The 23,150-nt window shown below is 68.4% G+C and carries 15 protein-coding genes and 1 pseudogene; 5 read left to right on the forward strand and 11 right to left on the reverse strand.

The genetic code is table 11. The features are described 5' to 3' along the window. Positions 1–5: 5 nt before the first annotated feature. The 5 genes and pseudogenes from LRA98_RS05810 to LRA98_RS05830 form a co-directional block, all read right to left on the reverse strand. Positions 6–620 carry an SOUL family heme-binding protein gene (locus LRA98_RS05810; protein WP_201169380.1) on the reverse strand — a complete coding sequence of 205 codons (615 nt, stop codon included), beginning with the start codon at positions 618–620 and terminating at the stop codon, positions 6–8. Positions 621–709: 89 nt separating this feature from the next. Then, positions 710–1,537 carry a universal stress protein gene (locus tag LRA98_RS05815; RefSeq protein WP_201169382.1) on the reverse strand — a complete coding sequence of 276 codons (828 nt, stop codon included), beginning with the start codon at positions 1,535–1,537 and terminating at the stop codon, positions 710–712. 23 nt (positions 1,538–1,560) lie between these two features. After that, positions 1,561–2,541 (reverse strand): PH domain-containing protein, encoded by a 981-nt coding sequence (locus tag LRA98_RS05820; protein WP_201169384.1) that lies wholly within the window; start codon positions 2,539–2,541, stop codon positions 1,561–1,563. Positions 2,542–2,876: 335 nt separating this feature from the next. Further along, positions 2,877–4,466: pseudogene (locus LRA98_RS05825) on the reverse strand (BCCT family transporter); the annotation flags it as partial. A gap of 885 nt (positions 4,467–5,351) precedes the next feature. Continuing rightward, entirely contained in the window at positions 5,352–5,552 is a 201-nt protein-coding gene (locus LRA98_RS05830; protein WP_201169393.1) for a hypothetical protein, read from the reverse strand. Positions 5,553–5,804: 252 nt separating this feature from the next. Here LRA98_RS05830 and LRA98_RS05835 point away from each other — a divergent pair, with 252 nt between their 5' ends. The 3 genes from LRA98_RS05835 (at position 5,805) to LRA98_RS05845 (ending at position 7,951) form a co-directional block, all read left to right on the forward strand. Continuing rightward, positions 5,805–6,191 (forward strand): SRPBCC family protein, encoded by a 387-nt coding sequence (locus LRA98_RS05835; RefSeq protein WP_238633176.1) that lies wholly within the window; start codon positions 5,805–5,807, stop codon positions 6,189–6,191. A 686-nt stretch (positions 6,192–6,877) separates the two neighbouring features. Next, complete coding sequence (locus LRA98_RS05840) at positions 6,878–7,252, forward strand: hypothetical protein (protein WP_238633118.1); 375 nt, start codon at positions 6,878–6,880, stop codon at positions 7,250–7,252. 27 nt (positions 7,253–7,279) lie between these two features. Beyond that, positions 7,280–7,951 (forward strand): SOS response-associated peptidase, encoded by a 672-nt coding sequence (locus LRA98_RS05845; RefSeq protein WP_238633117.1) that lies wholly within the window; start codon positions 7,280–7,282, stop codon positions 7,949–7,951. A 348-nt stretch (positions 7,952–8,299) separates the two neighbouring features. On the opposite strand, the gene LRA98_RS05850 is transcribed toward LRA98_RS05845, so the two are convergent. From LRA98_RS05850 to LRA98_RS05875, 6 genes are all read right to left on the reverse strand, one after another. Further along, positions 8,300–9,073 (reverse strand): SDR family NAD(P)-dependent oxidoreductase, encoded by a 774-nt coding sequence (locus LRA98_RS05850; protein WP_238633116.1) that lies wholly within the window; start codon positions 9,071–9,073, stop codon positions 8,300–8,302. A 680-nt stretch (positions 9,074–9,753) separates the two neighbouring features. After that, a complete protein-coding gene (locus LRA98_RS05855) occupies positions 9,754–10,941 on the reverse strand; it encodes a GGDEF domain-containing protein (protein WP_238633115.1) in 1,188 nt (395 codons plus the stop codon). Between the two features lie 432 nt (positions 10,942–11,373). Continuing rightward, the gene (locus LRA98_RS05860) at positions 11,374–11,901 is read right to left on the reverse strand and encodes a type 1 glutamine amidotransferase domain-containing protein (protein WP_238633114.1); all 528 of its coding nucleotides are present in this window, start codon (positions 11,899–11,901) and stop codon (positions 11,374–11,376) included. Positions 11,902–12,185: 284 nt separating this feature from the next. Continuing rightward, positions 12,186–15,326 carry a helicase-related protein gene (locus LRA98_RS13000; RefSeq protein WP_274519863.1) on the reverse strand — a complete coding sequence of 1,047 codons (3,141 nt, stop codon included), beginning with the start codon at positions 15,324–15,326 and terminating at the stop codon, positions 12,186–12,188. Further along, a complete protein-coding gene (locus LRA98_RS05870) occupies positions 15,323–17,113 on the reverse strand; it encodes a phospholipase D family protein (protein ID WP_238633113.1) in 1,791 nt (596 codons plus the stop codon). The genes LRA98_RS13000 and LRA98_RS05870 overlap by 4 nt, the downstream gene beginning before the upstream one ends. Next, on the reverse strand, positions 17,113–18,336 hold the full coding sequence (locus LRA98_RS05875) for a DUF6361 family protein (RefSeq protein WP_238633112.1): 1,224 nt from the start codon (positions 18,334–18,336) through the stop codon (positions 17,113–17,115). Before LRA98_RS05875 ends, LRA98_RS05870 begins: the two co-directional genes overlap by 1 nt. Before the next feature lie 282 nt (positions 18,337–18,618). Here LRA98_RS05875 and LRA98_RS05880 point away from each other — a divergent pair, with 282 nt between their 5' ends. Further along, positions 18,619–20,472, forward strand: coding sequence for an MrcB family domain-containing protein (locus LRA98_RS05880; protein WP_238633111.1), 1,854 nt, complete (start codon positions 18,619–18,621; stop codon positions 20,470–20,472). Positions 20,473–20,475: 3 nt separating this feature from the next. Next, positions 20,476–23,046 (forward strand): DUF2357 domain-containing protein, encoded by a 2,571-nt coding sequence (locus tag LRA98_RS05885; RefSeq protein ID WP_238633110.1) that lies wholly within the window; start codon positions 20,476–20,478, stop codon positions 23,044–23,046. Positions 23,047–23,150: the final 104 nt, after the last annotated feature.

Below are 23,150 nucleotides of genomic sequence, written 5' to 3' on the forward strand. Positions count from 1 at the left end.
GGCGCTTACGACGCCGCCTCCGCCGGCGCATCCTCGACCGGGATCAGGATCTCGTTCCGGCGCAGAAACCCCGGGGTCATCGGATCATCGTAATAGGCATAAACCGGCTCGCCGGCGGCCTCCAGCCCCTGATCCGTCATCCACTCGCGGAGCCTGCGCTCGTGCTCCTCGACCATCGAATCGCTGGCACGGCCCGAGAAGCGAATGGCTGCCATTCGCTGCGGGTCGAGTTCGCGCAGGGTGATCTCCTCGCCCGCCGGCCGGGGCAGGTCGTCCAGGGAGTACTTTGCCGGCATGATGAAACGCACCAACCAGCGCCCCTCGCCTTCCGGCGTCTGGGTCACCGGGGCCGTCATGGCGATGGAATCACCCTCGCGCTCACGTGCAAAGATGTAGCCAGCCAGCGGCCGGAACCCGGCACTGACCGCATCGCCCCGGCTGCCGCTGCGCTCGACCTCGGCCACCCGAAGCGCCGGATAATCCCTCAGCTCGCGGTCGCCATCCTGCAGGACCACCGAGTACTCCGGTGTCTCGACGCCGCGGACCACGACCCACCAGGCAACGATGACACCCACCACCAGAACGACCGCAAGCCCGACTCCCCAATAAACGATCTTCATTACGCACTCCGAGCAGCACGACTATCCCATTATGACGCACTTCCAGCCGACGGCGGATGCCCACGCCGCCGACAAAAAGCCTGCGGACCTCAAGCCTCGTCGTCCTCGTGCCCTGGATTGAACACCATCACCGGTACGGACGACTGGCGGACCACCGCATGGGCCACGCTGCCCAGAGCCAGCTGGGCCAGCCCGCTCCAGCCCTGCGTCGTCATGGCCACCAGGCTGCCCCGGTTGGCCGCATAATCCGTGATCGCCTCCGCGGTATCCTGCTCGGACTCGAGGACGGTGTGGCTAATCTTCTGACGGGTCTTCGGCTGCCATGCCGCTGCGAGCGCCTGCAGATAACTGGCCGCCTCCGAGGTATCCTGGCCGGCGGTGTCGACGGCCACCCGGACCAGGCGTAATTCGGTGTCCAGCGCCTCGGCCAGCTGCAGGGCCCGGGGCAAGATCCGCTCGGCGAAGCTTGAGCCATCCAGCAGAACCAGAATCCGCAGAACCGGACCGCTCCAGCCGCTGGGCAGTGCCGGCCCGCTGAGCAACAGGGGGCGACTTGCCTGTCGGGTCAGCGTTGCGGCGGTGCTGCCGAGCAGCGCCTCGCCCATGGTCCCCCGGCCACGGGTGGCCACGCAGTAGAGGGATTGCGTGTCCTCGCTGATGCGCTGCGCCAGGTATTCCGCCGGGCGCTGGGCCGGGGTTACCTCAATCTCCGCAGCACCGACCCGGGGGCTTCCCGCCTCGCCCAGTGGCAGCATGTCCTCGATATCCTTGCGGCGGCCGGGACCCGAGCCCTCCGGCTCCACGACGGACAGCAACCTCAACGGCAGACCACTCTGCTCCTGCAGCTCATGGCCCACCACCAGGCCACTGAAGAGTGAGTACTCCGAGCCATCGACGGTGACGACGATCTCTTCCATAGCAACCTCCCGGGCCAAGCCCGTTACAACGCCGGAGCCACCAGACGGGCAGGCTCCTGCTGCCCGCCATGCATCACCCGGCTCATGACCACCTGATAGATCCCGAAGGGATCAACAATCCCGGGGACGATCACGCAAACGCCGTCGCGCGTGGTGATCACCACGCGGCCATACCCAAGAAGGCGGCCGAGCCAGGTGTAGTGGACCCCCAGGGCCTGAACGTCCGACAGTGGGATGACCCGCGAGTGCACCACGATCAGACCTGTCTCGACGACGAGGTGGTTCTCGGTGACGCGCAGCTCGGTATCGAAATACACCCCCTGAGCGTAGGCCGCCAGCCCGGGGAAGACGAGCACATAGAGGATCGTGGCGATGACCTGGCCGACGACGCCGAAAGGACCAACTGCCAGCAGCGCGCTGGTGAGCAGGGCAAGCACGGCCGGCAGGAGTACGCCCCAGTGCACCTCGGCCCGATACAGCACGCGCTCGGGCGGCTCGGCGGTCTCTTCGCCAAGCTGCTTGCGCGGATCGTAGGCGGTGCCGCCCACCCGGAACCGGTAGCGCATGGACAGCGCGAGCAGGGTGAGGCTGATCCCCGGGGGCAGGAGGAGCAGCCCCGTGGTGAGCAGCATGATACCAGCGGCCGTACCGAACAGGCCGACTCCGGCGATCAGCGAGCCGAGGGTGGTCACCACCATGCCGCCGGCCAGCAGATTGAGGGTGCGCCGCCAAGGGGCCGAGGTACCCGGTTCGCGGCCACGGGCCACCTCTCCTGGCCACCAGCGCAGCAGGATGGAGATGATCGTGGCCGGCAGCAGGACGGTGAAAGCGATCAGCGACAGGAACGCCGCCTCTCCCCACAACAGGATGGAGCCGAGCAGCGCCAGCGCGGCGGCCAGCAGCAACAGGCGGGTAACGCGCCCGTACAGAAACCGCCCGATCTGAACCAGCAACGGCGGCGCGTTGGGATCCGCGAGTTTGCGGCGCAATTGATCTCGTTTCATGGCCACGGCTCCTTGCCCAGCGCCACCAGGCATGCGCGCAACAGCAGCAGTCCACCGCCTATCCACGCTAGCAGGGGCAACCCGCCCAGTGGAACGGCCAGGAGCAGGATCGCCACGGCAAGGAGCAGCACCGCCGCGGAGAAGACCAGCGACTGCACCGCATGGAACCGGACCAGCGGGTCGGCGCGCTCGAGCATCAACAGAAGCAGTGCGCTGAGCGGGCCAAGCAGATACGCGCAGCCAGCGGCCTGGGGGCGTGACAACCCAGTGCGCCCGCGTGTCGGCTCGCCGCGGGGCGGCTGCAGCTCCATCCCCCGCGCGCTCAGACGCTCCCTTTCCTGCCGGAGACCGATCAGGAGGCTCAGCGACAGCGCAAGGACAACGATCGCGAACGGCAAGCCGCTGGCCACGGCACCGGCCTGGAGTGCACCCAGGGCCGCCTCGCCGCCGACGAACAGCAGCGTGGCGGCAAGCACACCGGTCAACACGACCCACAGCACCCGTTGCATACGCGGCGTATCCAGGCGGCCGCCGGCTGTTACCGCATCCAGGACGCGCGAGCCGGAGTCCGACGAGGTCACGAAGAAGATCACCACCAACAGCACCGCCAGCGCAGCGGTGAACTCGGTACCGGGCAACTGCTCCAGCAGATGGAACAGTGCCATGGACTCGCGCTCACCCAAGCCGTCGGCCAGGCCTCCGAGCCCGCCCTGGACCTGACGAAGCCCCTCGCCCCCCAGGGCGCTAATCCAGAGCCACGTCACCGCAGTCGGCACCAGCAGCACCGCCGTAACCAGCTCGCGGACGGTGCGCCCATAGGAGATACGGGCGATGAACATCCCCACGAAGGGGGACCAGCTGATCCACCAGGCCAGGTAGAAGACAGTCCAGGTCTCCATGAAGCCTGCATCATCGCGGCCCACCGGCGTGCTCATCGGCACCAGCTGGCCGAGGTAGCTGACCCCGGCGGTCGCCAGACTGACGGCAGACGCCAACAGCCCCCCGCTGACGAGGATGAACAGTAGCAAAAACCCGGCCATTCCGAGGTTGAGGTTGCTCAGCACGCGGATCCCGCGCTGGATACCCAGCAGTACCGACGCCACGGCGACACCAACAACCACCGCGATGAGCAGTAGGCGGGTACCCAGCGCGTCCTCGACACCGGCGAAGATGGTGCTCAGACCGCTGGCCGCCTGCTGGGCCCCGAATCCGAGCGACGTCGCCAGGCCGAAGACCGTCGCAACCACCGCGACGATATCGATGGTGTGGCCGATCGGCCCCCAGGTGCGCTCACCGAGCAGCGGATAAAAGGCCGAGCGCACGGTCAGCGGCAGACCGCGGTTGTAGGCAAAGAAAGCGAGAGCCAACGCCATCACGGCGTAGATGGCCCAGGGGTGCAGCCCCCAGTGATAGAGGGTCGCGCCCAGCGCCAGCCGGGCTGCGGCTTCGGTCCCTGGCTCGACGCCCCGCGGAGTGCCAAGCCAGTCGGTGTAATAGGCCACCGGTTCCGCCACCGCCCAGAACATCAGCCCCACGCCCATGCCCGCGGCAAAGAGCATGGTCAGCCAGGAGAGGCGACCGAACTCCGGCCGGGCCGCCGCACCCCCGAGCCGGATGTTGCCCGCGGGCAGGAGGATCAGGGCGAAACAAAGCAGCACCAGCAGGTTCCCGGTACCGAGGAACACACCGGCGAACCGCCCGCGAACCCCGTCCAGGGTCGCCTCCAGAAGATCCCGCGCCGGCTCGGCGAAGGCCAGTGTCAGCCCGAGGAACAGCAGCAGGAGACCGGCACTGACGATAAAGACCGGCGCGTGCAGCTCCAGTCCAAGCACGTGCGTGGTCTGCGCCCGGGTATCCGGCCCGAAGCCAGGCTCGGCCGAGCGGGACCGGGGCCGGGCAGGTGCTCGGCGTTCGGTCAGGCTCATGGGACGCCCTCTGGTTGCAGGTGCCTGCCGGGGCGCTCCGCCATAGCGCGGACGACGCCCCACGCCGCTCCCTAACTCAGGCTAGCAGTCCCGCCCGAACCGACGAGGGCGGTGTGGTGACTCAGACAAGGATCCGGACAACGCACCGCCGAAGCTTCGCCCCCGGAGAGGCGACGGCGACAGGCTTGCAAATAGGAATCGTTTTCAGTAACATTCAATCCAGCGGCTTCACGGTCGCTTGGGTGCTCACGTCAGCGGTACTTCGGGCCGGACACCACAAGGGGTCCGGCCCTTTTTTTCACCCCCGATCACCGATGATGCTCACCGGAGCGCTCAGGCTGATAGACGATCTCCTCAATACGGACTCGATGCTCACCGCCACCGGCAACGATCTCGGGTCTTTTACTCATTCAATCCAGCCAATCGGTTATGTCGACGGGGGCAGGTCGGTTGCTCGCGGGCGCAACCCGGTCAGCCGTACCGGATCCGGCACGGTGCGTGCGACCTGGAACTCGGGCCAGAGTGGCCGTTCTCAAGTTTCGGGGGACGGTGACCGCGGGCTGCCGCCCACAGGCCACGCGGGATGCCTTTCCGGCCAACCATAGCACGCTTGCCTGTTGCGTCCAGGCGCTTCCGCCACTGAACGCACCGGAGCCTTCGGTCGCCTCTTGCAGTGGAGAAAAGGTCCGTTCCGGATCGCGGGCGAATTCCACAAAATCTGTGGAAAACCGTGTGGAGAAAATCGGGGGCGCCCGCATTTCGAGGGGCCCGGAGGTCGATTGATCAAAACCTGCTCAGGAGAACACCCTTCACAATCAGCAGGTTGAGCGCCTGACCACCCCCGAGCGGGGAGTCACCCAACAGTTCCCGACCGCCTGTGCAGAATCAACGCTCCCCATCCGGCTCAAGCGCGGCTGTCAAGCCCGGCTCCGGGTCATCGGCCATCTGTTGCCCCGCCAGACCCTCGTGGACGGTGAGGTAGCCGGCGATGAGGAAATAGCCGGCGCCGGCGACAAAGACCAGCAGCCCCACCGTACGGAACACCTCTCTCGCCGCCCGTCCGAACATCCTCAGCCTCGGCTTCATGACACCAACCTCTTCTCGATACGAAAGCCACATAGAATGGTACTGCGAACCATTCGCATCTGCAAGCTTATACGCATCGCGTGCACCCCTTCCCCCTGCCCAACGCGCAGTCCAAGATAATCAGACTTGCGCGCCCCCGGCTTACCGGCCCGCGGTGAGCAGTGACTGCGCCTTTCAGTCGGTTCTAAACCTCAGCCACCAGCGCCAGTCAGCAGGCTGCCCGGGAACATACCAATGCGCCACGACCGCCCCATGCCGGAAAAGCCGCTCGAGGTTGGTCTCGACTCCAGAGCCACCCCCGAACACCTGTGGGAGATCCTCACGGACACCAATCAGTGGCCACGCTGGGGACCGAGCGTTCGTCGTGTCATAGCGGCCGAGCGCTACATTCATGCCGGCGCGACAGGGCGGATTGTCATCACCGGCGTTGGATTGCAAGTCGGGTACCGGATTACAACATTCGAGCCACCCTACCGATGGGACTGGTCGGTCGCCCGCTTTCCCGCCACTGGGCACCGCGTCGATCCGCTACCGAACGGCGGGGCGCGAGTGGTGTTCGAACTACCGCGTTGGGCCTTTGCATACGCCCCGATCTGCCGGCAGGCGTGCCGACGGATCATCGACATCGCCCACCGATAGCGCCGCCCGGACCCCGGGCACCGGCGACAAGACCGCCCGACAGCCCCATCCAACGCCCTCGCGGGATCCGTCGGCCCGCGCGCACGGGCAGTCTTCATGGGCGGGACGTTCCCCATGACCGGGCAATTCATGGGGCGCGCCCCGGCAGCAAAACGAGCTTGCGCCGATCCGGCGCCGTCGCCGGGAGACAGGGCACCCGGGTCTTTCGAGACCAGTGGCCTCTCTTCCCGAATCGTGCTGTGGGTCGCCTTCGCATCGGGGTTCGTGACCAGCGCAACGGCCGGCCTGACCTACGTCGGTTCCGGCGCGGGCTGGATGGAATACCTGACGGCGGTCTCCGGCATTGCCCTGCTGGTCATGGTCCTGCCCGGTGTCATGCTAGGGGCTGTCCTGCCCTATCTACTGCGCGTCGTCCAGGCCGCCAATCCACAGCCGGGCCCGGCCATCGGCGGGCTGGTTGCCGCCAACACATCAGGCGCCATCCTCGGTTCTTTGGTTGCCGGCTTCCGTTGGCCCGCGGCTCGGCTGAGAGGCGTATCAAATCCCGGACTTCCGACCTACACTCAGGGGCACCTTTGTCCATGCACGGCGGCTAGCCGTGGCACGGAGACCGCTGATCGGCGCCATCGTTCCGGACTTGGGGCAAGCCTTCCCTGGGCCGCACCGATGGCCGGAGAGTGCAAAGGATGCTCCCTCGATCCCCGCTGAACCGAACGCACCTTGGGTTCGCCAGCGTCTACCTGGCCGCGTTTCTGGACCTCCTGGCCGGAGGCCACGTGATCTGGTTGTGGTCCGACACACCCGCCGATCGGGTGCTTATCGCCCTGCTCTCGATGAGCGCGGCCGGGATCCTGTTACTGGTTGCCGTCTACCTGACCGTCTTGACGGATGGCCGTGAAGGCAATGGCTGCTTGATCGCCAACGTACCCGTGGTTCTGGTGATATTGGGCATTCTGGCGGCACCGGCGGAAGCGGTCATCATCCTGCTGTTTCTGATCGGCTGGATGTGGCCGGCTATGGTCAGTGTCGCCGTGTTCATCGGCGGCCCCAGGACGCAATAGGGTGTAACCGAACGCGGAGACGAGTCGATGTGCGGACGCTTTGCCCTGACCACGCCCCTCGAGACCATCGGCGAAAGCCTCTTCGGCATCCCGTCCGTGGGCGAGTCGCACGCACCGCGCTACAACATCCCGCCCGGAACCCCCATCCCCGCCTTCCGCAGCGCGGACGAGCCCGGCGAGGCCGCTGTCCTCGATTGGCCCGTCTGGGGATTCAAGCCCCGGTGGGCGGATACCGACGGGCCCGCACCGATCAATGCCCGCGCTGAACGGGTCGCCACCAGTCCCTACTTCAAGCGTGCATTCAGCCAGCGCCGCTGCCTGATCCCCGCCAGCGGATTCTTCGAATGGCGCCAGGAGCAAGCCGGCAAACAGCCCTACTACATCACCCTTCGAGACGACGATCCCGATGGCGTGATGCTCCTCGCCGGGCTGTGGGAGTGGATCGATGAGCACCAGACGTGCTGCGCCATCCTCACGGAACCGGCCACCCCCTTCCTTCGGCCGATCCACGACCGGCAGCCCGTGATCCTCGACCCCGTCTGTCGGTGGGACTGGCTGGATCCAGCCCTGACCGAGCGCGAGGCGGTCCGCAGCGCGGCCCGGCGGCTGGATCCGGCGCGCCTTACGCTATGGCCGGTTTCGGCGCGGGTGAACAAACCGGACAGCGACGACGCCGAGCTGCTCGCTCCCTGCGCCTGAACGCAACGGCTTCGGGACATCGCGGCGCATGCGCGGCTGAACGATTCCACAAAACCTGTGGAAAACCGTGTGGAGAAAGTCGGCTGAACCCGCCGAACGAGGGCCTTCGAGGTCGATTGGCTAAAGTCTCGCCAGCGTCAAAGCGACCACACATCAGGGGCTTACACTTTCCCCTTCCATTACTCAGTGGGTTACGCCGGATCTTCCATTGCCTGTGCAGAATTGGACCGTACCAGTTCTGCGTCGCGTGAGATTGTCAACCGGTATCCGCCCATCGAAACCGCCACTGACCGACTCCATGAACCACGAAAACGCTTCCCCGCCACCCTTCGCACCCGTGGCCGCAGGTTAGCCGGACGCGGCCGATGCACCGTCTGCTTTCACGTCATCGCCGTTCAGGTAGGTGGCCTCCGGTGCCGTGATCTGGAGCAGAATCCCGGCGATATCCTCCGGCTCGGCGATGCGTCCCATCGGGTGATCTTCGTCCGCACCCTCCAAGGACCCACCGCGGAAGCGGCGGAGCAGTTCGGTTCGTGTCGCCCCAGGAGAGAGGCTGACCACCCGGACTCCGTGGCCAACCTCCGCGGCCGCGGCTGAGCGGGTCAGGCCGATGACGGCGTGTTTCGTCGCGGCATAGGTACCAGCGTGTGCCGACCCCGTATGAGAAAGCATGGAACCCGTATTGACGATCACGCCATGCCCCTGCTCGCGCATGACCGGGATCTCGTAGCGCATCGCGTAATAGACCCCATCCACATTGGTGCGCATGACATCCCGATAGCCGTTCCCACCGGTTACGTCGATGGCGTCGAAATCGCCGAGCGGCCCCTCAATTCCCGCATTGTTGAAAGCAATATCCAGGCGTCCATAGGTCTCCACGCATGCGTCGACAAAGTCACGCATCTCATCGCGCTCACGCACATCGGCGCGCATGTAGGTCGCCTCGCCGCCGGCGTCCCGGATCGATGCGGCCACGGACTCGCCGAGATCCTCGCGACGACCGCAAAAGAAAACCTTCGCCCCCTCTCGGGCGTACGCGTGCGCAGCTGCCTCGCCGATTCCGGAGGTGGCACCCGTGATCAGCACGACGGCGCCCGCATACCGTCCTTCGCTCTCCCGCATGCCTTCGGGCCACCCTCCGAGCGCCGCACCGGCTACGGCCATGCCGGCGAGCCCTGCGCTGGCGCCGGTCAGAAACCGACGGCGCCCCGGGCTGTCAGGGTCATGGCCACGCGCGCTGTCCGGCGGCCCGGCCTCCGATGGGCGCGCTTCGTGGCTGGGGTGGCACGACTCAGGAGGCATGGGTTGCTTTCGCATGGAGAGGACCTCATCGCTGGCCGTGTCTACGCACTCAGCAAGTGCTGCGTTCGTTTCAGGCTGCCTGTACCCGAAACGGCCTCGTCAACCCCCGGGCGGTGAACACATTCTCGCCAACCGCCGCTCCACGAGACTCCATCGCGTCCCGCGGGGGGTCTCCACAGGCTTTTCCACAAGTTCTGTGGAAACGGCGTCCGGATTCGGAAGCCGTAGGCCTGGCGCTTGAGGGTCTTGATCCGGTTTAAGCCCTTGATTGGTGAGCTGGGGTTACGCCGAGCTAGCTATCCGCCGACGCCGCGCTGCGCAGCGGATCCCGCATGCGTGCGCTGACCAGCGAGGCCCCTCCGGCCACCGCAGCAGGTACCGGACGCCCTCCAGAGGGGCTACTAGTGCCGTACCTGCCACATTTGCCTGACCCCCTTCCTTGTCCCCGTCAGACACCGAACCTCCATCCAGCCCACGATGCGGTTTGTCGAGCCAATGGCTCAGCAGTCCGCAGGAGCTGCACACCAGACCGCTGATTCGCTCGTTTTGCCGGTTTTGTTCGCGTACATCCGCTGATCGGCCAGCGCGAGCAACCGCTCGGCATCGGTGCTGTCATCCGGGCAAAGGGAGGTCCCCAGACTGACCGAAAAGCGAACCACGTGCCCTTTGACGGATACGGGCATCTCGAGCACCTTCAGCACTCGCCCGCAGAGTTGCTCCAGGTCCGCCCGGTCGGTCACCCCGTGCAACAGGAGCACAAACTCGTCGCCGCCGAGTCTTATGACCTTATCCTCCGGACGCAGCCCTCTGAGCAACAGCTCGGCGAGCTTGACCAAGGCCGCATCGCCGAACGCATGCCCGTAATGGTCATTGATCTCCTTGAAGCCATTGACGTCGAGGGCGACCACCCCGAAGCCTTGCCCCGGAGCACCGCTACCTGGAGAAGAGCGCTCCGCCATCCGCTCCATGGCGTCGGCTAAAAGACGTCGGTTCGGCAGACCGGTTAGCGGGTCGTGCTGCGCCATGTCCTCGATGGTCCGCTGGGCACGCAAGTTCGCGGCCATGGCCAGCCCGTACGTCCAGCCAAGGATCCACGGGATGCTCGCAAAGATGATCCAACCGCTGGCCGGGTTGACGCGATCATCGGGGCCGATAACGCCCGTGGCTGCCTGAGTCCAGCGGTAGAAGACCGCGGCGGCCAGCAACAGGAACACTGCGGCTGTGCCGCCGTATATGAGGCGCTCCAGCCGGTCATCAACCCCCCGGACCAGGAAGAAGGCCGTGAGGAGCAACAACCCGGAGAGGTTGGCATCGAGAAAGAGGTAGCGCAGTTGGTGGTTGTCGAGACTCAGCGTGAGGTACAGCAGGCTGGCCAAGGTGACCACATAGACTCCGTACCAGGGCAGCCTGCGATACTCGTTGCCCACCCCCTTGAAGCGCAGAATCCCCTCGAGCAGCAGCAGGACCGCAACAGTGCTTGCGACATTGTTGACCAGGATCAGCCCGCTGATCAGGTCCGTCTCAAACCACAGCGGCACAAAACTGAACGCCACCACCAAGCTGCTGGCAGCCCACAGCGCTGGCCCCCGTTCGTGGTGATTGATCCGCCAGACCATCGCCATCACGGCGCCGGCGACCAAGCTTGCCGTCCAGAGGACGAGCGCTAGTGTCGGGTAGTGGAGTTCCATGGGTGCTTCTCTTGAGCATCGCCACGGCATAGGAGGGTGACGGTCATCGCTCGCTCCCTGGGCGATGGGCGGCATTCCTGCGAACAGCATGCGGGATCCGGTTCGGCCGTGCCAAGCCCATGCAGACCGCCAAGGGGGCATGATTCCACAAAACCTGTGGAAAACCGTGTGGAGAAAGTCGGCTGAACCCGCCGGTTAAGCGTCTTTGAGGTCGTTTGGGCAAACTTTGGCCAGCGGCAAAAATTTTACAAATCAGAACCTTATGAACATCCCTCCACTGATCAGAGGGTTATAAAGGCTTTCTGGCTCGCTTGTGCAGAAGCGCGCCGTCCAGTTACTGCACTCGGCGCGGTTGTCAACCGGACCGGTCCGATTCCTGATCAATACAGGATGTGCCCAATGAACCACGGCGCAGGTCACCGGGCCACCGTGCTATCGCCCCTCGACGACCCTCATTAAAGCAGCACAGAATGCGGGCAGGTCGTCCGGCCGGCGACTGCTGATGTGCCCCCCATCCACGGCCACCTCCTGATCGACCCAGTGGGCCCCTGCGTTGCGCAAGTCATCGATTAAGGCCGGTGAGCTGGTATAGGTTCGCCCCGCCACCACGCCCGCCGAGATAGTCACCCACGGTCCGTGGCAGATTGAAGCGACCACTTTGCCGGCCTCCGACATGCGAGCCGTCAGCGACGTGACGATCTCGGACCGGCGCAGCTTGTCGGGTGCCCAACCTCCGGGGATGACCAGCACATCGAAGTGCCCCGGGTCGGCATTCGACAACTCGATGTCGGCGGTCTGCGGATAGCCATGTTTGCCGAGATAACGCTCCCCAGCCCTGGGTCCGGCAACCTTTACCCCCAGGCCCGCCTCAATGAGGCGATACTTCGGGTACTGGAGTTCGAGATCCTCGTAGTCCGTATCAACCAGGATCAGGGCATGGCCGCTCGCGTGATGCGTCATGGAAGCCTCCTGCGCGGTTCATTGGCGACATGCCAACCCGCCCCTTGGGCACCAGACAACCCGCTCCGGCTAGGGCAGAAGCGCATGGGGCGCGATCTACCCTGCGCGCTCCCTTCGAGCACCTCCAGGACACACCGCCCACGGCGCTGCTGGTGATGATGACCGACGGCTTCGGGCCGACACCGGTAAAGCCTCCGGCCTATCCGGTGCTCTGGACGCTGACCCGGTGGCGAGCCGGAAGCCGGGGTGGGGGCAAACCCTACGATGTGCGCCGCTAGCGAGATTCAGCTGGGCCGCAAACGAACCGTCCAGCGCTCCAGCTCTTCCCGACTTATCTCCGCCTGCCCCAGTAAGACCAACAGTTCCTCCTGGCGCGGCTGGCCGAAGGCGAGGCGGTACGTGGCCAGCTGGTGCTTGAGGCGCTCGAAGGCGGCCACCTCCCTCGTATAAGGAAGGGTTGGCACGCGACGCTGAATCCGATAAGGACCGGGCGCGATCCAGTACGGCACCAAGTCGTCGGCGGCATCCTCGCGGGCCCGCTGGTCCGCGGCGGCGAAGAGCAACACCCACAGATCCCGGCCGGGAGCCCAGCCTTCCAAGGCCTGTTCGCGGAAGCGCGCCGCGACGTTGCGGCGCACGGCGTGGCCCTTGTAGCGGTGGATGCGGCCCTCACGCTGCTCCAGGTCCACCGGGTTGCTCGGCAAATTCCAGTGCACCAGCCGGTGGCACCAGGGGTGAAAGTCCAATCCCTCTTGGCCGATGGAGGTGCTGGTGAGCACGAAGGGGCGGAAGGGGCTGTTGAAGGCGGCCCGGACCTCGTCCTGACTGAGCCGCCCCTGCTCGGTGCGCTGGTCGCCGAAGCGCTGGGCGAAGACGGTGCGGATGCGCAGCTCCGACCAGGCCACGCCGCCCTGGCCATCGCGCTCCGGGAACTGGACGTGAACGCGCGACGGACGCGGCTCGATATGGGCGGCGAGCTCCTCGGCACAGCTTCGGGCCACCGCCTCCACCGAGGCGCCCTCGGCCCAGCCGTGCTGCTCCCAGGCCAAGTGCCAGGCCTCGTCCAGGACCGCCTGGAGGTTGCCGGCCACGGCGTACTGCATCACGCGCCGCCAGTAGGCGCCACCCTCCTCACCGCCCCCGCGGCCGTAGAGCTGATGCAGCAGCCCGATGACCGGGGGCCGGTTGAACAGACGCCAGAACGCCATGGCGATCCGGGCCGCCAGGGTGCGGCGGGTAGCGTCGTCCAGCCCGGCGCTGCCCAGCGTCCGGGCCGCCACCACTCCGGGGGCACCGAGCGTCAGGTCCGTGACCAGGTCCACCAGGCCCTCCGGCTGGCGGCCCAGCGAGGCGGTATCGAGCGTCAGCAGGTCCTCGAGGTAGTCGGGGAAGCTCTCCGCCTGGGGCCGCGCCACGTCGTCCGCCCGGGCCGAGCGCCAGTGCTCCAGGAACGCCCGCAGAGCCGGATCGAGGAGCAGCGGCGCCATGTACTGCCAGCGGGGATCCTCCGGCGCCTCCGGATCCCCCACGTCCGCCACCTCGGCCAGCAACTCCGCGACCCGTTCCCGCGCCCACGCTCGTGCATCCCGGCCCGCCAGCGCAGAGAGCGGGTGCACCGCGTCTGCCAGCCGCGTGCTAGGCAGCAGCAGCAACAGCAGCCGGTGGCGGCGCCGGATCTCCTCCTTCGCCGGCAGCTGCAGGAGCTCCTTGGGCTGGTCCTCGTAAGCGGTGCTCTGCCCGGTGAGCATCCGCCGCTCCGCCTCGTAGCTGAGCACGGCGCTGACCACATCGGGAACGAAGTGCCAGGCCGAGAAGAGCAGCGTCTTGGTCCGCTCCTCCTGCCCCGCGAAGGGTCCGTCCAGCGGCCAGTACGGCAGGGAGGGCGGCATCCACAGCAGCCGCCAGAGCCCGGTATCCAGCTGCTCCCGGACCACCTCCCGCAGCTTGGCGTGCCCCGGGTCCAGCTGCTCCCAGGAGCGCAGGGCCTCGCGGTCCAGGAAGGCGTCGGCGTACCGCGCCAGCACCTCCCGGAGCGCGTCGGGGTCCTGGTCCTGGGCGGCCCGGACCTGCTCGTTGACCTGGTAGCCCTGCATGAAGTGCGGCAGGTAGGGGGCTGCCTTCCAGTAGGTCATGGGATCGCGCGCCCCGGCGGAGCGGAACCAGGCCTCGGCGGCCAGGTACTGGCGAACGTCCACAGGCTGGATCTCCAGCTGTCCGCCACCGGAGGAGGCGATCATGGCATCAGCGTCGGCGCTGCCGGCCACCCGCTCGGTGCGCGCCATGATCGCCTTCAGATGCCCCTCCACGGCCGCTCGGGCGCTGGGCACATCGTGGCCCTGACCGGCGGCGGCGCGGCGCAGCTCGGTGCTGAACCGGCCCAGCGCCTCCCGGAGCGCCACCACGCGCCGCTCGTCGTAGTCGAGGAGGAAGCGCGTGGTGGCCAGGAAGTCGGCGTAGTGGTCCTCGCCCTCCGCCTCCGGATCGCGGGTGTAGAACTTGTACGGCGTGGCCGACAGGAGCAGGGTCCGCACCGGCCGGCCGGAGGCCTGGCGCGTCTGCAGCAGCCGCCAGGCGAGCGCGGTGGCCTGCGAGCGACCGGCCTCGTCCTGGTTGACCAGGTCCTTGAAGCGCTGGAACTCGTCGAGGATGACCAGGTCCGGCTCCAGGGCCTCGATGCAGACCTCCGCCAGGCGGTAGCGCAGGCGCCCGATGAGGCGGTTGCGGGCCTGGCGCGCCTCCTGCGGATAGGCGTCGAGCGCCTGCAGGAACCAGCGCTCGATGGCCGCCTCCAGCTCGCCGAGCAGCGCCGGATCCTCCCTCAGGCGCTCCTGGAAGCGCCGGGTGATCTCCGGCTCCAGCGGCAGCGGCTCCGCCAGCATCCCCCGCCAGCGCCCCGCATCCTGGATCCAGCCCTGGAGCAGGTTCATCAGCCCCTCCCGCCGCGCCACCAGCCGGTCGAGGAGCTGGAAGAGGACCTTGCGCTCCTCCGCCTTGCCGGCGGCATCGCCCATGTTGAAGGACGTCCCCGGCGTGAAGCTGATGAAGTTGACCTTGCGGGCCGCCAGCCCCCCGCCCTGCGCGCCGCCGGCCAGCTCGGTGGCGAGCATGGTCAGCCGCGTGGGCCGGGCCTGGGCGTCCTCGGCCTCGCCGGTCACCTGGAGCTTGGGGAGATTGGAGCGGCCGATGTTCTGGTTGCTGCAAATGTAGAGGACATCGATGCGCTCCTGCCGGTCCCACAGATGATCCAGGGCCCGGGCGACGATGCCGCGCGCCACCAGCGTCTTGCCCAGGCCCACCTCGTCGGCGACGAGGAAGCGGTGGGTGCTGTCCGGCGCCGTGAACAGCCGCTGAAAGGCGTGCTCCACGGTGCGGCGCTGGAAGGTCTTGAGGGGCGCGATGATGGCCTCCGGATCCGGGCGGGTCATCGCCGGGCCTCCCCCTGCAGCGCCTCATCCACGGCCCGCCAGATGGCCCGGACCTGCTCCGGCACCACCGCGCGGCCCTCCTCGTCCGCCATCAGGTCGGTGATCACGTGCCGGACGACGTCCAGCCGCTCCGGATCCCGGGCCGCGGTGCGCAGCAGATCCTCCAGCAGGGTCTCCGCCTCCAGCGCCCGGCCCCGCCCCAGGGAATCGGGATCCGCCGTAGCGCCCTCCCCGACCCCCTCCATGAGCTCGTCCAGGCCGCCGAGCAGGGCGCGGAGGAAGGCGAGGAGGCGCTCCGGGGTGTTGATCACGGTGCGCAGGATGCGGCGCATACGCTCCTCCGGCAGGCCGTGGGCCGGGAGCTTGGCCACCCCGGTGACCGGATCGGCGCCCTCTTCGCCCCGCAGCCGGAAGGCGACGAAGGCGGTCAGCCGCTCCAGCGGCAGGGTCCACGCCGGCTCCGCGGGCCAGGTGCGGGCCTGCTCCAAGGGCAGCGTGACCGGCCAGAGGTCGATGGCCACACCCTCTGGCTCGGGCAGCTCCCCGGCCAACCGCCAGCGCCACTCAGAACCATAGGCCTCGCAGTGGACCGCCAGGTCCGCCTGGAGCAGCTCACCGCGGGCACGCTCCAGGGCCCGCCGCGCCTCGGCATCGCCGTCCGCCGGCACCTCCCCAGGCTCGTAAGGGGCGCAGAGCTTGTCGAGACCCGCCCGGAAGCGGTCGATGCCCACGCCGTGCTCGGTCTCGGCGGAGCCGGCCTCCCCGGTGAGGCTGGCCAGGACCTCGACATTGCGGCCGCTGAGGGCGGCGTGGGTCAGGTTCGCGGAGCCGAGCCACCAGTGGGCGCGGCCGCCACGCTCGGCGGCGATGAGCTTGGCGTGGAGCCCGGCGGGCCGGCGGCCTGTGTCCTCCTGCGGCTCCTCCAGGGCCGTCTCCTGGAGGACCTGGACGTCCTCCCAAGGCGCCAGGGTGCCCTCGGGCAGCGCGTCCAGGGCCTCGTCGCGGCCGATCAGGGCCAGTGAGCCGGAGCCGCTCGCCGCCAGGGTGTCGAGGCCATGCCGGTCCACGAACGGCGCTACGGCGAGCACGCGGTCGGCCTCGGTGACCGGCAGCCACGGCGCCCCACCCGGGCCCCCGAGGCCGAGGACATGGAAGTTGATGGCGCCATCAAAGCCCTCCGGCGCCGGGAAGCGGGTGCGGCCCAGCTCCTCGGCGAGGCTCGCCTGGCCCTCCGTCAGCGGGCGCGCGAGCGGCTGGACCGCCAGCCCTGGCAGATCGCGGACCAGCGCAGCGAGGGGCTCCGAGCCCGGCTCGGCCTCCGCCCCCGGCTCGGCCTCGCTGACCAGGGCGACGTCCCAGGAGCGGTCGAAGGTGAGGTTGCGGGAGGCGACGGCGACACGCAGCAGGACCCGGCCGTCCTGCTCCCCGGTGAAACGCGCCACCCACACCTTGGGGTGGAAGACGCCCTGGCCCGGGGCGCGCACCGGGTGGACGCTGGCCTCCAGGGCGGCGTAGAGCTCGCGCTGCACCCGTGGCAGGGCGATGCCGGAGGCGTCGACGAAGACCTGCACCCGGCCGGAGGCCTCGCGCAGCGCCTCGAGGAGCAGCAGCGGATCCTCCAGCAGCTCCTCCACGCCCCGGTCGGACTGCGCCAGCACGGCCAGCGGCAGCGCCAGGACCACCTCCAGGTCCAGGCTGTAGCTGGTCAGCACCGTGCGGTCCAGGGTGTAGCCGGCGGGCGGGCGCAGGACCTCGGTGGCCACCTGGCGGGCGTCGGGCGAGAGCATCAGCGCCCCAGCCCCTCGTGGAGATCCGCCAGCAGCCTGCGGACGTCGGGCCAGCGATAATCGAGCCGGCCCAGGCCGGCGCTGCCCCGCCACTGGTCCAGGCGGTTGGTGTTGACGACCCGGGCCCGTGGCCCCTTGAGCGCCCGCTCGCGCGAGGCGATAAGCTCCCGGAGCCGCTGGCTGTCCGCAACCGCCGCCGCGCCGTGGCTGTTGATGACCTCGGACCAACTCTCGACGAAGCGCCTGAGAGGCTGCCGGAGGACGACCCGGTGCCGGGCGGCCAGCGCCCACAGCGCCTGGGGGTCGAACGGCGTCTCCTCGGCCTCCTGGCCGGCCCACACCGCCAAGCGTTCGCGGTAGGTGTCGATGTGGCCCTGGTCCACGCCCTGGGGATCGCCGTGGCGGTCCCGCCGGAGCTCGGCGAGCTGGAGGTTGTAGAGCAGCGTGGCCCCCTCCACGTGCAGGGAGAAGCGGCGCGCCGCCGCCACCAGCTGCTGCAGGTGCTCAGGCGCCTGGCCCACCTCTGGCACTTCCCATAAAAATTGGGTGTCGACGAGCCCGGCGTTGCCCTCACGGGCGAGATAGGCCAGCAGGCTATCGGGGACGGCGCACTCGATGCGGTCCCGCAGGAACGCCGCCTCCTCGCCGGTCAGGGCGAACGTGGTGGCCTGGAGCCAGTCCTCGGGCGGCTCGGGCAGCTGCGGGTGCCAGGTGCGGACCGGCTCCTCCGCCTCCAGGGGCTCGTCCGCCGTGCGCTCGCGGCGAGCGGCCAGCCTGTGGAAGCGATGGTGGTACCACCCCTGGCTTTGGCGGGGGCAGAAGAGGCCCCACCGCGCCAGCGCCGACCAGTACGCCTGGCTCGGCAGGCGGGCCAGCCGCTCCCGGGCGTGGCCGCCGATGACACCCTCCTCCTCCCCGCCGCTGCGGAGCGCGTCGATGACGCGGATCTCCTGCTCGCGCGCCTCGGCGTCAATGTCCTGGACCTGCCGGTGCCGCGCCTCGAGCCGCCGATAGACCCACGGGATGAAGAGCACGTAGCGCAGCCGCGTGTGCAGCGTGGACGTGCCGGGGAGCAGCGTATCCGAGAAGAAGTCCCGGACGGTGCCCAAGCCCAGCTCGTCCACGGTGCCTTGCTCCTCAAAGAGGTCGAGGATCTGCCGGACCTGATTACGGTCGGTGCTGGTGAGGTCGAGCCAGGTGAGGGTGGCCGCAACTGGACTCATGAGCAATTCCCCAGGGTCATCCTATGACCATCGAACGCAATTGTATCCCTTTGCCTCTCCGGTGCCGCCTAACGGAAGTAGTGCGCCGAAGACCACGGCGCCATCTTATAGTCTTCGCGTCCGTTGTCACGAGCCACACGCGAACATCAGCGTCCAAGAGCCCACCAGCTTTCCGCTATGAGACCAGGCTCTACGCCTAAAACGGCTTACAGCTGGCCTTCCTGGTACGATCAGACCGCAGGAGCAGAGGTCACACACACAACGCAGAAAAGCTTGGATATCATGGCCACCCCGCCGTACCCACCTACCAGCCTTCAAGAATTTCTCGCCACCATCCTGGCCAACTACAACAACGCCCGGAAGAGCGAGTCTTTCGGCAAGGAGCATCCGGTCTGGCAGGCGTTCGAGCAGCTGCAGCGGCTCCTCGAGGCGCACCCGGTCGTCCAGCAGCACCCCTCGGTCCAGATCACTTGGTCGGTGGGCCGCGGCAACTGGGCGCGGGTGCCGTGGCTGGCATTCCTCGACGAGCGGGAGACGAACACCACGCAGCACGGTGTCTACGTCGTCTACCTCTTCCGGGAGGATATGAGCGGGGTCTATCTGACCTTCAATCAGGGGGTGACCGATCTCCAGCGGCAACACGGCACGCAGGAGGCCCGCTCGGTCCTGAGACGCCGCGCCGGGCAACTCGCGGAGCTCCTGCCTGAGACCGCATCGGCTTTCCGGACCGATAGCACCATCGACTTGCGCACCCAGGGCAACCTCGGCAAGGCCTACGAGCACTCCACCATCGCCTATAGGCTCTACGAGGCGGGCGACCTGCCGGACGACGAGGTCCTCTTCGCCGACTTGGAGGCGCTCTTGGACGCCTACGAGGCCTACATGAGCTCCGACCTGCGCCGCACCCTGGTGGAGAGCCCGGCGGAGCCTGCCACGACGGAGGATCCAGACCCTCCACCTCAGCCAAGCACCCACTTCGAGCTAGCCACCGGTTTCCAGGAGCTGCGCGACCGGATCCAGGCCGAAGGCTTCATCTTCCCCGACTGGCAGCTGGCGCAGTACGTGACGGCCCTGCGCACCAAGCCGTTCGTCATCCTCGCCGGCATCACCGGCACCGGCAAATCCAGGCTGCCCCGCCTGGTAGCGGAGTACACCGGCGGCAGCGCCGAACTCATCCCCGTCCGGCCGGACTGGACCGACAGCGCCGACGTCCTCGGCTACACCGACCTGCAGGGCACCTTCCGGCCGGGGGCGCTGCTGGAGGTCGCCCACCGTGCCATGGGGGCCGACGACGCCCACGAGGTCGCGATCCTCGACGAGATGAACCTTGCACGCGTGGAGCACTACTTCGCGGAGGTCCTCAGCCGCATCGAGGACCGCCGCCCCGCCGCCGGGGGTGGCTACGCCAGCACCCCGCTACTTCAGGGGACGCTTCCGGCACACGATGCCGAGTGGCAGCAAGTCCAGCTGCCGGCCAACCTGGCCCTGGTGGGGACGGTCAACATGGACGAGAGCGCGCACGGCTTCTCCCGCAAAGTCCTGGACCGCGCCTTCACCCTGGAGCTCTCCGAGGTGGCGCTCGAGCGCTGGGCGCCTGAGGCCCAGGGCGAGGCCCCGCACCCCCAGCCGTGGCCGGTCAGCGCCTGGCAGCCGCGGGCCGCCCGCCTCGCCGATCTGGATGGCCTGACCGCGGCGGAGCGGCACCGGATCCAGGAGGCCATCGACGAGCTGGTCGCGCTCAACCGCATCCTCGCCCAGGCCCAGCTCCAGGTCGGCTACCGCACCCGCGACGAGCTCGCGCTCTTCGTCCTGCACGCCGAGGCCCTCCGCTCCTTCTTCCGCAACGGAGAGGACGAGCCGGTGGAGCCTCTCGACTTGGCCCTACAGATGAAGATCCTGCCGCGCATCGTTGGCGGCAGCGCCAGCATCCAGCGGGTCCTGATTGGCATCCTCGGCTGGGCTTATCGTGGCACGCCATGGACCGAGGAGGAGGACGCCCGCGACCTCCTGGAGCGTTGGGCGGAGACCGGCCGGCCCGGCCGGATCGCCGGCGCCCGCTACCCGGGGCTCGCGGCGCGGGCGTGCCTGATGTGGGACCGGCTGACGGCCGAAGGCTTCACCTCGTACTGGCTCTGAGCTGTGGCCGAGCTCTTCCGCATCGAGACGGACCGCGTGACGCTCATCCTCAGCGGCCCCTTGCCGGAGCACGCCAAGGGGCCGACGGGGGCGTTGCGGATCTGGCCCCAGCGGCGGGACCTCACCCTGAGACCAGGCACGGCGCGCGCCGGCGTATCGGACGCCGTAGCGCGGGACCCGGCGGAGACCGCGGGCCCACCCCTGCACGAGGAGACGGCCTACGACCTGTGGCTCAGCAGCTACCACGGCGAGCGCGTCGAACTCAGCCACCGCGATCCCGCGCTCCTCACTCATCTCCACGCCGCACCCGGCAGGGCGCAGGCCTACGGCCATATCAACTTCGGCGGCCAGGTCGGGCTGAGCCGCTTCAGTGTCCGGGTCGACGGCGAGCCGGAGCTCGACCTGGAGGTGGAGGTCTTCCCGACGAAAATGGCCTACCGCGCCGACTACGTCGCCATGCGCGAGGAGGTCCACGCCTTCGCCGCCGGGCTGGCGCTGGAGTACCTGCGCGCCACCCACTACGGCAGCGCCACCGCGCGCCACCGCCCCAGCGGCCGGCTGGAGTGGCTGGCCCTGCTCCGGCACCTTGTGGGCCAGCTGGAACAGGCCCTGCATCACGTCGCGCAACACCCGGTGCGCAGCCTGCAGCGCCGGGACCGTCCGGTTCGTGCCGAGGCGGTGCGTCGGCCGGATAACCGGGTGCGCCGGGCCTTGCGAACCGGCCGCGGCCAAGGCGGTTGGGCAGGCCAGGTCCAGGGAGGCCTACCAGCCCGACAGCGCGTGCCGGAGCAGCGCCCCGTGCCCTCGCTGGATACCCCGGAGCACCGTTGGCTGGCACAGCAGCTGCGGCGGATCCGTCAGCAGCTGGCCCAGATCGTCCAGGACGAGCGCCATCGGCAGCGCCAGGGCCATCACGCGGGCTCCGGCGGCGCCCAGCGCGACTGCCAGGCCCTGGCCGAGCTCGCGGCGCTGGAGCGTCGCATCGCCACCCTGGAGCGCCTGGAGCCACTCGCCGAGGCCGGCGGCCCACCCCCGCCCGGGTTTGCCTCCCTCCGGCTGCAGGGATCACCGGGCTACAAAGAGGCCTACCAGGTCCTGCTCACCCTGCGCCAAGGCATCAGCATCCGCGGTGGACCAATGGAGCTCTCGGTCAAGGACATCCATCAGCTCTATGAGTACTGGTGCTTCCTGGCCCTGCTGCGCACCGTCGCCGAGGTGCTCGAGCAGCCCATCCCGCCCGAGCGGCTCCTGACCGTACAGGCGGACGGCCTGAGAGTGCGCCTGGCCCGGGGCCGCAAGCATACGGTGCCCTTTGACCTCCCGGGCGAACGCCGCCTGGAGGTGGTCTACAACCCGAGTTTCCGGGACGGGGGCACTTTCCTCCCCCAGCAACCGGATTTCGCCCTGACGCTCAGGGATCCGGCGTGGCCTACAGTGCGTCTGGTCCTAGACGCCAAGTACCGGGTCGAAGACGATGCCGCGACCCGCGAGCGCCTCGGCGCCGCCAGCCCGCCTGCCGACGCCGTCAACGTCCTCCACCGCTACCGTGATGCCATCCTGGAGCAGGAGGGCTCAGGCGCAGGCCACCCCTTAGGAGCGGAGCGCTCGGGCATTGGGGGCTCTGCCGACCAGGGTCGCCCGACGGCGCAGCGGACCGTGATTGAGGGGGCTGCTCTCTACCCGCTCGATGCGGACGGAGCGGCGGACTTCGGCCAGACGCGCCTTTGGCAGGGCCTGGAGCGCCTTGGGGTCGGCGCCCTACCCTTCCTGCCCGGCTCCACCCACTGGGTCCGGCAGTGGCTGCACCACGTACTCCAGCGCTCCGGGTGGCGCACGGCAGAGGCCGTTGTCCCCCACAGCGCGGAGCGCCAGCGCCACGCCTGGCACCGGCTTGCGGCGGAGGTGGTGCTGGTTGCGGTCCTGCGCCCGCAGGAAGAGCGGGCGCACCTCGACTGGATCGCCCGCGCCCAGCGCTACTACACGCCGTGGACGCCCAGCCAGGCGCGCCAGCATCAGGCCGGGATCGTGGCCTTCTACACGCCCGCCTCGGTACGGCCTGGGGACGAGCCGGGGGCGGTCATCCACTGGGCGGAAGTGACGGGCATCGAGGTCCTTCCCCGCGAGCAGATCGCCACGCCCTGGCCTACCCGGCGGGGCGCTGACAAGCTGCAGGTGCTCTACCACCTGGGGCCGCTCCAGGCGCTGGAGGCACCGATCATCAACCGCGACGGTGGTCGCGGGCAGCGCTTCTCCACCAACCGTTGGTCTTCCCGGCTCGCCTTCCAGCGCGCCCGCAACATTACCGAGCTCCTCCTGGAGTCTGCCCCGGAATGGGCCCTGTACGAGGCGCTTCGGGCGCGGGGCGCCGATCTCGAGCTCCGGGCCTTGCCGCCGCGGGATCCCGCCGCCGCGGGCCGGCGCGCTCGGGTCGCCTTCCACGTCGCGGGACGCCGGGCGCACTACCTCGACGGCGAGCGCTTTGAGGTGGTGGGGTCCAACGGCAGCCGGCGGGAGCTGCCCCGTGAGGCTGCGGCAGAGGCACTGATAGGCGCGCGGGAAGATGGCCCACTCTAAGGCGGTTTCCCCGGAACCCATGGAAAAATCTGTGGAAGACGAACGCACTCGCGACGACATGCGGCGGCTCATGGCACATTGATTAGAGTACGGAGAGCCGAACC

It is taken from the genome of Halorhodospira sp. M38 (assembly GCF_022227985.1).
GTDB lineage: Bacteria > Pseudomonadota > Gammaproteobacteria > Nitrococcales > Halorhodospiraceae > Halorhodospira > Halorhodospira halophila_A.